The organism is Bacillus sp. SG20033, from assembly GCF_044570195.1.
GTDB lineage: Bacteria > Bacillota > Bacilli > Bacillales > Bacillaceae > Bacillus > Bacillus subtilis.
Genome location: NZ_CP172606.1, coordinates 563640 through 576231, shown reverse-complemented (window position 1 = coordinate 576231; position 12592 = coordinate 563640). Strand labels below are relative to the sequence as shown.

General features: G+C 40.4%; 14 protein-coding genes and 1 pseudogene. 6 read left to right on the top strand and 9 right to left on the bottom strand.

Annotated elements, in window-relative coordinates; genetic code table 11:
- Positions 1-36 precede the first annotated feature (36 nt).
- Both ydfI and ydfH read right to left on the bottom strand, forming a co-directional pair.
- Positions 37-678: a two-component system response regulator YdfI gene (gene ydfI / locus ACFVP7_RS03000; RefSeq protein ID WP_003234184.1), complete on the bottom strand. Its 642-nt coding sequence runs from the start codon at positions 676-678 to the stop codon at positions 37-39.
- Complete coding sequence (gene ydfH / locus ACFVP7_RS02995; RefSeq protein WP_015252722.1) at positions 671-1894, bottom strand: two-component system sensor histidine kinase YdfH; 1224 nt, start codon at positions 1892-1894, stop codon at positions 671-673. The genes ydfI and ydfH overlap by 8 nt, the downstream gene beginning before the upstream one ends.
- 267 nt (positions 1895-2161) lie before the next feature.
- Here ydfH and ACFVP7_RS02990 point away from each other — a divergent pair, with 267 nt between their 5' ends.
- The 3 genes from ACFVP7_RS02990 (at position 2162) to ACFVP7_RS02980 (ending at position 3010) form a co-directional block, all read left to right on the top strand.
- A complete protein-coding gene (locus tag ACFVP7_RS02990; protein ID WP_014478971.1) occupies positions 2162-2305 on the top strand; it encodes a hypothetical protein in 144 nt (47 codons plus the stop codon).
- On the top strand, positions 2302-2481 hold the full coding sequence (locus tag ACFVP7_RS02985; RefSeq protein ID WP_080019537.1) for a hypothetical protein: 180 nt from the start codon (positions 2302-2304) through the stop codon (positions 2479-2481). The genes ACFVP7_RS02990 and ACFVP7_RS02985 overlap by 4 nt, the downstream gene beginning before the upstream one ends.
- Positions 2482-2566: 85 nt before the next feature.
- Entirely contained in the window at positions 2567-3010 is a 444-nt protein-coding gene (locus ACFVP7_RS02980) for a carboxymuconolactone decarboxylase family protein (protein ID WP_014478970.1), read from the top strand.
- Positions 3011-3089: 79 nt separating this feature from the next.
- Here the strand turns inward: ACFVP7_RS02980 and ACFVP7_RS02975 are convergent, their stop codons facing one another.
- Positions 3090-3770, bottom strand: coding sequence for a helix-turn-helix transcriptional regulator (locus ACFVP7_RS02975; protein WP_003244115.1), 681 nt, complete (start codon positions 3768-3770; stop codon positions 3090-3092).
- A gap of 89 nt (positions 3771-3859) precedes the next feature.
- Between ACFVP7_RS02975 and ACFVP7_RS02970 the strand changes: the two genes are divergently transcribed.
- Positions 3860-4480, top strand: coding sequence for a flavin reductase family protein (locus ACFVP7_RS02970; protein WP_338732456.1), 621 nt, complete (start codon positions 3860-3862; stop codon positions 4478-4480).
- Positions 4481-4597: 117 nt separating this feature from the next.
- On the opposite strand, the gene ACFVP7_RS02965 is transcribed toward ACFVP7_RS02970, so the two are convergent.
- Entirely contained in the window at positions 4598-6046 is a 1449-nt protein-coding gene (locus tag ACFVP7_RS02965; RefSeq protein ID WP_338734121.1) for a PLP-dependent aminotransferase family protein, read from the bottom strand.
- Positions 6047-6178: 132 nt separating this feature from the next.
- Here ACFVP7_RS02965 and ACFVP7_RS02960 point away from each other — a divergent pair, with 132 nt between their 5' ends.
- Positions 6179-7099 (top strand): EamA family transporter, encoded by a 921-nt coding sequence (locus ACFVP7_RS02960; protein WP_338732454.1) that lies wholly within the window; start codon positions 6179-6181, stop codon positions 7097-7099.
- A 56-nt stretch (positions 7100-7155) separates the two neighbouring features.
- Here ACFVP7_RS02960 and ACFVP7_RS02955 read toward each other — a convergent pair whose 3' ends face one another.
- From ACFVP7_RS02955 to ACFVP7_RS02935, 5 genes and pseudogenes are all read right to left on the bottom strand, one after another.
- Positions 7156-7941 carry a GNAT family N-acetyltransferase gene (locus ACFVP7_RS02955; RefSeq protein WP_338734119.1) on the bottom strand — a complete coding sequence of 262 codons (786 nt, stop codon included), beginning with the start codon at positions 7939-7941 and terminating at the stop codon, positions 7156-7158.
- Between the two features lie 193 nt (positions 7942-8134).
- A pseudogene (locus ACFVP7_RS02950) lies at positions 8135-8381 on the bottom strand (hypothetical protein).
- 58 nt (positions 8382-8439) lie between these two features.
- Positions 8440-9747: an arsenical efflux pump membrane protein ArsB gene (locus ACFVP7_RS02945; RefSeq protein WP_014478962.1), complete on the bottom strand. Its 1308-nt coding sequence runs from the start codon at positions 9745-9747 to the stop codon at positions 8440-8442.
- 12 nt (positions 9748-9759) lie between these two features.
- On the bottom strand, positions 9760-10095 hold the full coding sequence (gene aseR, locus ACFVP7_RS02940) for a metal-responsive transcriptional regulator AseR (protein ID WP_015482851.1): 336 nt from the start codon (positions 10093-10095) through the stop codon (positions 9760-9762).
- Between the two features lie 525 nt (positions 10096-10620).
- Positions 10621-11199: a TetR/AcrR family transcriptional regulator gene (locus ACFVP7_RS02935; RefSeq protein WP_338732449.1), complete on the bottom strand. Its 579-nt coding sequence runs from the start codon at positions 11197-11199 to the stop codon at positions 10621-10623.
- Between the two features lie 203 nt (positions 11200-11402).
- Here ACFVP7_RS02935 and ACFVP7_RS02930 point away from each other — a divergent pair, with 203 nt between their 5' ends.
- Complete coding sequence (locus ACFVP7_RS02930) at positions 11403-12590, top strand: MFS transporter (protein ID WP_338732447.1); 1188 nt, start codon at positions 11403-11405, stop codon at positions 12588-12590.
- Positions 12591-12592: the final 2 nt, after the last annotated feature.

Here is a 12592-nt window from a genome sequence, read left to right as displayed (position 1 = left end):
GGGCATGTACGTTTGGGCAATTTTCAAATATGCAGTTTAGTTGTCTATTGTCAGAATACCTTTTTGCATGGCAATCGTTACTGCCTCAGTTCTTGAATTCGCGCCTAATTTATTGTAAATGGACGTTAATCTGGACTTTACTGTTCGCTCAGAGACGCCCAAATCAAAGGCAATCGCTTTGCTTTTAAGACCTTTAGCAATTGCTTTTAGAACAATGACTTCCTTTTCTGTCAGCTGCGTCTCATTGCGCTGCTTTTTCATCCGCTCAAATTGGATTTCTTGCAGACGTTTGAGGATATCAGGCTGCAACAGCACATTTCCTCTGATCGCTGCATCCATTGTGTGAAAAAGGGTTTCTGAACTCGTATCCTTTAACAGATATCCTTTCGCTCCTAATTCAATCCCTTCGATCATTAAGTGATCTTCATTATATGTAGTCAAAATAATGATGGGGATATCGTGTTTTTCTTTTATTTGTTTAATGGCCTCTAACCCGCTCATCTCCGGCATATACAAATCCATCAGAATGATATCCGGTTCTAATTCATCTGCAAGACGGACTGCGACTTTTCCATTTTCCGCCTCTCCTATAATGGTGTATTGATCATTCGTTTCAATTAAAAGCTTCAGACCTTCCCTCACGACAAGATGGTCATCAACGATTAAAACCTTATTCATCTTGCATCTCTCCCTGAATTGGTACAGTGATCTCAATTTGTGTTCCTTTCAATTTTGTACTCTTGATATTGAATTGGCCATTTATTGCCCTGACGCGTTCTTGTATGCCAAGAAGCCCATAATGTCCTCTCTTTTTCTTTCCTTTTTCAACATCAAATCCCTTGCCGTTATCCTTAACTGTTAAATGGAGCCTTCCCTTTTCATCATCCCAAATGGATATCCAGATTGTTTTCGCCTCAGCATGCTTTGCCGCATTCGTCATGCATTCTCCAATGATGTAATAACAGTTTTCAGCTGTACGCACATCCAGCACCTGATGCAATCTGTAATCTAATAAACAAGCCATGCCTGTCGACTCTATAAAATGATCCATTAGCGAGGTAATTCTTTCTTTTAAAACACCGATTTCTTCTGATTTGCTGCGGAGATCGTCAATAGCTGAACGTGCATCAGCTAATGTGCTTTTCACTCTTTTCATCGATTGTTGTATGATTTCCTTCGCTCTCTCTGTGTTGCCTTTGGCGAGATGAACATGAATCGCATCCAGCTGCATATTTAAACTGACAAGACCTTGAGCAAGCGTATCGTGTAAGTCTCGGGCCATCCGCTGTCTTTCGTTCTGCAGCGTCAGCTGTTCTACCTGCTGATGAGCCAGCTCCAGCCTTTCAAGAGTCAATTGAGCTTTTATTTTTTCATCGACTTGGGCAAAAAATGTTGCGGCATAAGTGATGATGACAATCATGATCGGCGCAGCAATAACAATAAAATGCAAAACTTCACCTTTATGAAGGTGATACGCCGAATTTATGACCAGCAGCAGCAATAGATAAAGAATGGGAATCGTCCTTCTTCTGTCTGCCATTCCTAAAATCTGTCCAATCAAAAATGCATAAAGGCCAATGATGACCAGCATAAGGTAGCCAGTCATGAGATTAGCAAGTGTAAAGGTGATCAAACCTTGTATCACAAAATACAGAACCACCCTTTTCTTAACCCAGCGATATGAGTGCCAATGAAGCAAAGCAAAAATGGCGATTAATATGGTAAACGCATAAAGCAATAAAATGGACCACCCCCCAGAAACAAATTGCAGCACGATAGAGGCTATATAGATCATGAGAATAAAAGCCAGGCCCGGCACTCTGAGTGCAAGCATGTTTAATGCCCGCCTATCATGTGAGTAATATTTATCTTTAAAAGGATTCCTTATAAGCAAACCTTATCCACTTCCTTTACCTGTTTCACCGAATAGAGATTCATGAAAATCGAACTCATATTTCAACGTGCAAACATACATGTATCCAATCATTTTATAGGAAGAGAAGGAACACAACAATATCAGGTGCAGGGAAACATTAGAGTTTCCAACAAGTGATCATTGCCCAAACGTACATGAACGTTCTGCCTCTATGTACGTTTTATCTTTTCAAATTTACCTTTAAAATCATAAGGAACTTACTATTCATTGAAGGAATGATCATCATTGAAATCGATTGATCTCACAATTTTATCATTAAAGAGAAAAGGAATCCGGACCGAAAAGGTATTAAAAAATCAGAACCCTGATCGATTAAGCCATATGACAGACAAAAATGCGCAACCAAAAAGCAAGGAAAAAGAGGATTGAACATGTATTGGTTTCTAGGTGCTTTATTATATTTTCTGATCGGTACTTATATATTCATTAGAATCACTAGAGACAGCCAATCAGGCTCATGGATACTGCTTGCATTAGCAGCTCCACTCATCATTGCTGGCTACCCTTATTTTTATTCAAAGAAGCTTCTTTCCAAAAGACGCTGAAACAGCTGTCATTCAAACCGCACATTGGTAAAATGATCAATACCGGGATACAATCTAGGTATTCTATGGAAAGGAGTCTTGCTTTATGAGTCAAAGAGTGTCCTACTATGAGATTGCACCTGAAGGTATGAAAATCATGATGGATATGGAGAAATACACGAAACAATCCTCAATTAACCGAACGACGAGAGAACTAATCAAAATCAGAGTCTCTCAAATGAACGGCTGTGCCTACTGCATAGATATGCATACGTCCGATGCCCGCAAAATGGGGGAAACTGAACAGCGAATTTACTGTTTACATGCTTGGAATGAATGTGATTTTTACTCACCTGAAGAGAAAGCGGCTCTCGAACTATCTGAACACATCACGCTCATTCCATCTAAAAGGGTTCCTGATGAGCTATATCATCGGGTGCGGGAACATTATGATGAAAAACAATATGTTGACCTTGTTCTCATCATTAATCAAATAAACAGTTGGAACCGCATCTCTATTGCAATGGGGAATCGAGCTGCTTCAAAATAAGAAGAAGGAGTAAGATTAGAACAAATCTTACTCCTCCTAGATATCGTGCCTCATCATCTGGTGTTTCCGCTTCAAAATCCTAAATCTTCACGTTTAGGTGCTTTTCAAACGCGATTTTCCCGCTTTGTGTAATCCTAATCGCTCTCGTTTTAGGCATACGAACGATCCATTCTTCTTCTAACATGCGCACCAATAGGGCGTTTCCTAATGCTCCTGCAATATGATGCTGCCGTTCACTCCAATCCAAACAGCAGCGGGCAAAAGCTCTCCTCTTATTCCGTTGTTGCTCTTCATTGATGCCTAACTTTGAAAAGAATAAAGCACCCTCTGAAGTCACCTCAAAGTTTAAATCAACTTTTTTTAACATCCCCTGCTCAACTAATGAATGTGCCATTTGCACGCCCACATAACCTGCCAAATGATCATAACAGGTACGGGCGAAATGCAAGTCCTTTTTCTCTTTTGACTCTTTTAAAGATTTGACTTTTGCTTTAGGCGCAATATGAAGCAATTGTTCGATCACATTTGCAGCATCTGAGTCAGCCAATCTGTAATACCGATGTCTCCCATGCTTCTCTACGCTAATCAGCTTTGCTTCAAGCAATTTATTCAGGTGAAAACTGGCGGTTTGAGGTTTAATGTTAGCGAGATATGCAAGCTCTCCCGCAGGGTGTATCCTTCCATCCATCAGACTGAGAAGAATGGAAGAACGCGAGGGATCTGATAGCAGCGAAGAGATTTTTGCAATATTAGGATTCATGATTTTCCTCCTTACATTCATATTTCGATGATAGTTGAAATGTTAATCCTTTACAATATAAATGTAAGCGTGACAAGGAGGAAAAAACATTGGACATCAAACGAGACACTCGTCGATTTAAAGAAATCAAACCCAAGATCATGTATTATGGTACCTCGACATTTCTTCTAACCACATTGAATGAGGATGGAACCACTAATATTAGTCCTATGTCTTCTTCTTGGGCTCTTGGACATTATATAATCCTTGGAGTAGGACTGGGAGGAAAAGCCATCGACAATTTGGAAAGACACAAAGAGTGTGTCATAAACTTGCCTGGCCCGGAATTATGGGAAAACGTTGAAAGAATTTCATCTTATAGCGGAAAAAAAAGCATACCGCCTTTAAAGAAGCAGCTCGGATTTACATATAAAAAAGAAAAATACGAGGCAGCAGGGTTAACGCCTTTACAATCAAAAACAGTATCACCAACACGAATTAAAGAATGCCCTATCCAAATCGAAGCCGAAGTGAAACACATTCGGCTTCCAGAATATGAATCGTCATTCGCAATTGTAGAGACGCAGGCACTACATTTTCATGCCGAGGAAAGTATCATTCTGGACGAAAACCATATCAACCCTTCCAAATGGAGCCCGCTTATCTATAATTTCAGACACTACTTTGGTTTAGGAAGAGAAGTCGGAAAGACTTTTCGTTCAGAGACATGATCATTTTAAGACCGAACCATGATTTGGTCTATTCTAGTAACCCTTGTTATTATCAGATCAAGCGATCATTAGGCTTGATCTCTTTTTTAGTGAAACATCCATTTAAGGATATAAAAGTTACCTGCTTGCCAATTCTTTAATCATTAAACCCAACTCACAAATCCCCTTTTGAAGGTCTTCAAGAGATGCATAAGCATATGATAAGCGAATATAATTCCCTTTTTCCTGAGCATAGATACTGCCGAGATTGAGCAGAATCCCTTTTGATAAGGCTTTAGTATAAAGTAATTTCATTGATATGGAAGGCAATATTTTTATCCAGACAAAAAACCCTCCTTTTGGGATATTCCATGTCGCCACATCTTTCAAATGAGTTTCTAAAGCACTCAAGACCAATTCTCTTCTCACCTTTAATTGCTGCCTAACCTTTTCTACATGCTGCTGGTAGTGGCCGGAAGTAAACCACTCTGCCGCTACTCTCTGGGATAGCGAACTGGATCCGTAATCTGTTTGCATTTTAATGTCAGATAAACGTTCAATCACCGGTTCCGGTCCGACGATCCATCCAATCCTCAAACCTGGGCTTAATGTTTTCGATAAACTTCCTATGTACAGTACGTGTCCATTTTTATCAATTGTTTTAATAGGATATGGCGGAATTTCATCGATCCATAACTCACGATAAATGTCATCTTCAATAATAGGAAGCTGTGTATTCTCACTTACTGTCAGGATCTCTTCACGCCGCTTTTTAGACATAAGAATACCAGTCGGATTGTGAAAACATGGATTTGTATATAAGATAGCCCTTCCCCGCTCTCCTCTTGTTAAATGAACATTTTCAGGCAAAAGTCCTTCATTATCCATAGGAAGTCCAGTCAGCTTCATACCAGCTGATTGAAATACGTGTAATGAATAAAGGTAAGAGGGCTGATCAAGATAAACGGTTGATCCTCTTTGTAACAGCCCCATTGATATCAACTGCAGGGCTTGCAACGCTCCTGAGACAATCAGAATGGAAGAAGATGAGACGTTGATTCCAATGGTTTTTAAATAGTTGCTTAATGCCTCCCTCAAAGGTAAGTAACCTTTTGGTTCTTCATAACCGAATGCCTCCATGTGATGAGATACCTTCCCCATCATCTCTTTCATAACAGCCAAAGGAAAAATCTCAGCTGAAAGTTCACCTTTACTGAGCTGTATAAGGTCTGTATTTGATTCTGATTGATTGATCTCTTGAACGATTTTTCGGCTTGGCATCTGAATGCCAGAGGTGACATATTGATCCCAATCGGGAGCAGAATTCTTAGCCATCAGTGTCCATGTGTTGTTGATAACAACTGTGCCTTTCCCCATTGTGCCTTCTATTAGCCCATCGGCCATCAATTCCTCTAACGCTGTAATCACTGTGCTCCGATTTACCTGAAAATCTTTTGCAAGCGTGCGCTGGCTTGGAATCTTGCTTCCAATCGGCCACTCTCCATTTCCTATTTTCTCTTTAATAAAATGAACAATTTGTCTGTACTTAGGGAGCTTTTTCATCTTTTTTTCTTCTGGAAAGCTCATAGAATCGGTCTCCTTAAAATAAATTGGTTGGGTCAAAATCCGTTTAACTGGTTGAAGCCATATCACCAAATCTTTATTAATATAAAAACACATTAAATAACTGGTTGGTTTTTGTAAAGAGGAGTGAGAGGAATGCGAAAGAAAACAGTTCAAATAATGATATCTCATAGTCTCATGATTGGTTTATGGGCATCTGCTTTTCCGGGAATTCGCGCAGGACTAGAAGGGTACACATCAGAACACCTTGCTTTATTTCGTTTGTTAATCGGCTCTATGGCATTATTGCTTTTTGCTGTTTTGACTCAGATGCGCCTACCCGACTTGAAAGACATTCCTGCCATTTTTCTTTTAGGGTTTTTAGGTTTTGCACTGTATCACATTTTATTAAATATTGGCGAAAGGACAGTTAGTGCAGGGGTTGCAAGCTTACTAGTCACCACAACACCAATCTTTTCCGCCATATTGTCCCGCCTATTTTTTAGTAAACATTTTGGATTTACTAAATGGGTTGGCTCTGTCATCAGTTTACTGGGTGTGTCATTGATTGCATTTGGGACAGGAGACAATACATACTCATTGAAAGGCTTTTTGGTTATCCTGCTGGCAGCTTTTTCTGAAAGTATTTACTTCGTTTTTCAACCTAGCTATATAAAAAAATATGGTTTTATTCCATTCGTTACATTCACCATTTGGGGCGGAACAGTACCTATGCTTATTTTTTTGCCTGGCTTAGGCTCGGAGGTGATAGACGCACCTTTGAACGCTACATTGTCGATTGTTTATTTAGGTTTATTGCCAACAGTTGTGCCATACTTTGCCCTTGCATATGTCACTTTACTCGTCGGTGCCTCAGAAGCAACCCTTTCACTTTATGTTACACCGGCTTTAGCCTTGATCATATCTTGGCTCTGGATCGGCGAGATACCCACACTGCTCTCTCTGCTAGGCGGAGTGGTTACAGTTGGCGGGGTATGTTTTACCTACCTAAAAGTAAATAAAATGAATAAGATTTTCATCACTCATTTTTCTGCTAAAAGGGTAAAAAAACTCTAAAACAAAAAAGATACCAACATCGGTTGGTATCTCCTTTTAAGGTTCTTTCATTAAGGTTAGCCAGAGTAGTAAATAGTGTATTCCGTTACCGGTCTAAACCCTAGTTTAGCTGCTAATGCAATGGACGAATTGTTGCAGATATCACAATCCCAGCTAGGAACAATCCCATTTTCCATACAAAACGCTATAAACCTATTTGCTACGCAATAAGCTAACCCCAGTCCTCTATATTCTTCAAGTGTATAGATATCCATTTCCGCTCGATTATGCCCTAAAAATATAGAGGTACACTCACTTACTACATGATTGCCATGTAATACAGCAAATCCAAAACCTTTTGAAGCAAACTGTGAGACAGAATTCCAATACTCCTCATAATAAGCGCTGTTAAACGCTGTGCTGTGTGAAATGATGTCTTCGTCTATTCTTTTCAATACAAGACCCTTTGGCAGTTGCAAAGTCTTTTTGAAAGATTTTGGTTGATAAGAAAATGCAGCTCTTCTCATTTGGTTCAAGTCATCTTTCAGTATGGGTTTCAGTACACTATCCCATGTATCACTGGAAGAAAACAAGGTAAATCGTTTTGATGATTTCACTTGTTCTTCATAATATCCTGCAATGAAATCATGAAAATCCCGATTCCCTTGGTCTCCCGCAATAAAATAAATGCCTGATTCAGTTCCTATAAAAAACGATTTAGGAAAGGTTTGATCATCTGCATAAACAGCTCCCGGAATGGTTTGGTCTAATATTGAATAGACAAATGTGGGACAATATTTGTCATCAAACATTGTTTTTAAGCTACTGTATTTTTCTTTTGTTAATTCCTGCAAAACAGACAACTCCTTTAAAACACCGTCTCCTTCATGATTCTGTTCACAAATCAATTTTCCTCTGTCACCAGCTAAATAACTTCCCTGTTACGAATCTCAGACAAATAAAAACAAAAACAGGTGTCTGCACTCAGCTCGCAGACACCTGTTGAACAACACATTGCATTATATAACCCAAGGAAACGCTGAATATATCGATTCTTTATTCCCCAGTTACAGCAAACTGTTTTAAACGGTCACCAATTTCATCACGGACCCTTTGGAAACACTTCTTCTGTTCCGTGTGCTTTTGCCGGATCATCAAATTTATCCGATGTTTGATTTGAAATATCAATCCCTGCTTCTTTCATAGCTTTGACAGCTTTCAGATGTCATCCATGACATTCGATTTCAGCGCTATACTCATTCCACTTGTCCCCAAGATATTTTCTCCCCCACCCTTCAGCCATTTGGCTGCGGCAAGAGTTACCAGTGCATTGTTTTCCTTGATATAGTGACCTTGTCCTTTTAGAAACAAGAATGGATTATCAGCAGCCAAATATACAGGCCGACAAGTGTGATCAATAAAGTGGGTATCGTGAGGATAATTCCTGTTTTAAAATACGTGCCCCAGGAAATCTTCATACCTTTGTGCGAAAGAACATGAAGCCATAATAATGTCGCCAAGGAACCAATCGGTGTTATTTTAGGCCCTAAATCTGAACCGATCACATTTGCATAAATAAGCGCTTCTCTCATCATCCCATGTGTATCTGTACCGGCAATCGCCAGTGCGTCAATCATAACAGTCGGCAAGTTATTCATAATGGAAGAAAGAATCGCCGCAATAAAGCCCATTCCAATTGTCCCAGCAAACAATCCTTGATCAGCTGCGGCTTGAATCACATCTGAAAGGACATCCGTTAATCCGGCATTTCGGACACCATACACAACAACGTACATGCCAATTGAAAAGAATACGATAGCCCATGGCGCCTCTTTCACCACTTTCTTTGTATGGACGGCCGGACTCTTTTGCGCAGCGATTAAGAAAATGATTGCAATGCTGCCCGCTACCACTGATACAGGGATAGAAAAAAATTCACTTGCAAAATATCCAATTAACAGCAGCCCTAAGATATACCATGACAGTCTGAACATGTTTTGATCTTTAATTGCTTCAACCGGTTTTTTAACCTCAGTCAGATCATAGCGTTTTGGTATGCTTTTTCTAAAGAAAAGGTAAAGTACAATGATGCTCGCCAGCAGCGAAAACAAGTACGGGACAACCATTCTGGATGCATAATCAATAAACGTAATATGAAAATAGTCCGCTGAAACAATGTTGACCAAATTGCTCACTACTAAAGGAAGCGAAGTGGTATCCGCAATAAATCCGCTGGCAATGATAAAAGGAAAAACTAATTTTTCATTAAAATGTAATGCTCTGACCATCGCTAATACGATTGGTGTCAATATAAGAGCTGCACCGTCATTTGCAAATAACGCGGCGACGATAGCTCCTAATAGAGATACATAAACGAACATCCGCACACCGTTTCCTTTTGCAGCCTTAGCCATATGAAGCGCTGCCCATTCAAAGAAACCGATATTATCAAGAATTAACGATATCAGTATGATGGCCACAAAAGCCAATGTCGCATTCCAAACAATCCCTGTCACAGTTAACACATCATGAAAATTGACAACACCTGCTATTAGAGCTAAAACTGCGCCTCCACAGGCTGACCACCCTATAGATAAATTTTTCGGCTGCCATATGACCAATACTAGAGTTAATAAAAAGATGAATACTGCCAAAATCATTGATGTCAATCTAATGCCTCCTTACTGGCAACACGCTTGAGTTTTCTTTTGTTTGATATGGTTTAACAATTCATCCTCTTGATCAATTTGATGTAAGATCAATTGCAATGTATCAAACTCAGGACAGGAACCATTTATTGAATAATAACGCCATTGGCCTCTTCTGTCCTCATTCACAAAACCTGCGTTTTTTAATTTCCGCAAATGCTGGCTTATGGCGGGCTGGCTCATTTCGAACATATCAACCAATTGACAGACACAATATTCTTTTTCAAGAAATAATCTCATCATTATAAGCCTAGTTTGATCACTAAGTGTTTTCAAACAACGAGTCATCGCCGCAACATCAATCGTCATATGCACTCGTCCTTCACAACTCGTTATATAAGCAACAAATGTCTATACATTCCCCTTTACGTTTCTTTATACAGCGCTCTGTTTGTCTAAACGAAAGCATGAGTCTCTCCCCGCGTTTTTTTAGCGCCTCCGCCATTATATAAACTATTATTTATATAAACAATCCCTTATATTTGGAACATCAAAGCTTTTTGATTCCTTAACACCAACCTCATTCTGAAAACCCTTTGCATTGCTTCATTACACATTAGATTTGATTATTTTGACATTGAAGAATGCCATTTTATTTGTATGGGACCGGCTGTTTTCAATCATGATCCAGATCATGATAAAAATGAGACGATTTCAAGTTGCAGGGAGTGGTCATTCAGCCAATGCTGAATATAGATGGAGCATCCGGTCATAAAAAAAACAGGCCTCTTTAGAGGCCTGTTTATACTGCAAGTATTTTCTCCATTGGCATGACATCTACAAAATGGCCGTTAATTTCTCTCTGTTCTTTGAAGGCTTTCTGTACCAAATCCTTCATGTAGCTTGAACTCCCTTAAACGCATTCACTACCAAATCATGCACATAGGAGTCATTCACCTCGTCCCCTGTTATAAGCAGACGATAGAAAATCGGTCCGTATATGAGATCTATGCTTACTTCAATATCAAGATTCTCTCTCAATTCACCTTTCTGAATTCCCTTTTCTAGAAGGCCTTTCGCTTGGAGGCGGCGAGGCTGGAAAAATCGCGTGCGATATTCTTCTGCCAATTTTTCATCCAACTGCCCTGCACCTATTAATTCCTTAATAACGGTTCCTTCCCGGCTTGTCAAAAACCTAGCTAAATTCGTGGCGTGGGTTACTATATCTTGTACTGACGACCCTGTATCAGGCACAGGCAGCCTGTCCGTCGCGGTCGAAAGAAAGCTGTCCATGATAACGGCAGCCTTGTTAGACCACCATTTATAAATCGTTGCTTTACTCACTTTCGCACGCTCGGCAATTTTATCGACTGTCACCGCATCGAAGCCTTTTTCCAGCAATAGGTCATAGGCTGCAGAGAGAATCGCCTTATGCGTTCCTTCATCACGCGGCCGCCCTCGTTTACTCTGCACATGAATCATTCCTTCCCGCAATATAAACTATACGTTCAGTATACTTAATCTGAATAAAAAAAGAAAACAGAAACCTATTTACAAAACTGAACGTTTAGTATATTATTTTCCTTAATCAACGAAACTGAACGTTCAGTTTATAAAATCACTTGTGAGAAGTCATGATTACACTCAAAAAACCACTTAAAAAGGAGTTCATTCATATGGCTAATGGAAACAAACAAGCAGGTCAGAGGATTTCACCCAGTTTAACCCTTCTTCTCGCAACTGCATGCGGTATCATTGTTGCTAATCTTTACTATGCACAACCCTTGGTCGGATTAATTAGTAAGGCAATTGGACTTTCTCCAAGCAGTGCTGGATTGATTGTCACACTCACCCAAATCGGATACGTTGCCGGCTTACTATTTCTTGTCCCTTTAGGAGATATTATCGAAAACAAAAAACTTATTGTTGTATCGCTCCTTCTAAGCGCAGCGGCTTTGACACTAACAGCATTTGTGAAGCATGGAACACTGTTTTTAGCAGCTGCGTTTTTCGTCGGATTGGGATCAATCGCAGCCCAAGTGCTTGTTCCATTTGCATCATACCTTGCATCAGACGCTGCACGCGGCCGGGTTGTTGGCAATGTCATGAGCGGCTTATTACTCGGTATTATGCTTTCCCGTCCGATATCTAGTCTAGTCGCTGATATCTGGGGGTGGATTGCAATATTCGCTTTGTCCGCCGTGGTAAGTGTTATCCTGGCCATCGTATTATCAAAAGTGCTTCCTGCCAGAAAACCAACAGCAAATACAAACTATACTGCCTTACTCGGTTCAATGTGGAAGCTGCTGCGCACGACTCCAATCTTACGCCGCCGTGCCATCTATCATGCGTTTGTATTTGGAGCTTTCAGCTTGTTCTGGACTACCGTTCCTTTATTATTGTCCGGTCCTGATTTTCATTTTTCTCAGAAGGCAATAGCACTCTACGCATTGGTGGGCATTGCGGGTGCAGTCGCTGCACCAATAGGCGGCCGTCTGGCTGATCGCGGCTTGACCCGGATTGCCACTGGAATCGCTCTCGGTGTTGTCATTGTCTCTTTATTACTGCCGCTCATGATTCAGAGCAGCTCCCCCTTCGGCATAACAGTTCTAGTGGCTGCCGCTATTCTGTTAGATATGGGCGTATCTGCAAACCTTGTGCTCAGTCAACGTGCCATTTTTTCGTTGGCGCCTGAAATTCGCAGTCGATTAAACGGATTATTCATGGCAATCTTCTTTCTAGGCGGTGCTATAGGGTCATCTATTGGAGGATGGGCATATGCCTCAGGCGGCTGGAGTACAGCACTATGGATTGGTATCGCTTTTCCGGTCATCGCTTTGCTTTATTTCGCCACAGAGAAATAATC

Bases quoted from the DNA above. Each gene is read 5' to 3' on its own strand.
- ydfI (WP_003234184.1), bottom strand. From the start codon at position 678: ATGAATAAGGTTTTAATCGTTGATGACCATCTTGTCGTGAGGGAAGGT.
- ACFVP7_RS02980 (WP_014478970.1), top strand. From the start codon at position 2,567: ATGAGTCAAAGAGTGTCCTACTATGAGATTGCACCTGAAGGTATGAAA.
- ACFVP7_RS02975 (WP_003244115.1), bottom strand. From the start codon at position 3,770: ATGAATCCTAATATTGCAAAAATCTCTTCGCTGCTATCAGATCCCTCG.
- ACFVP7_RS02965 (WP_338734121.1), bottom strand. From the start codon at position 6,046: ATGAGCTTTCCAGAAGAAAAAAAGATGAAAAAGCTCCCTAAGTACAGA.
- ACFVP7_RS02960 (WP_338732454.1), top strand. From the start codon at position 6,179: ATGCGAAAGAAAACAGTTCAAATAATGATATCTCATAGTCTCATGATT.
- aseR (WP_015482851.1), bottom strand. From the start codon at position 10,095: ATGACGATTGATGTTGCGGCGATGACTCGTTGTTTGAAAACACTTAGT.
- ACFVP7_RS02930 (WP_338732447.1), top strand. From the start codon at position 11,403: ATGGCTAATGGAAACAAACAAGCAGGTCAGAGGATTTCACCCAGTTTA.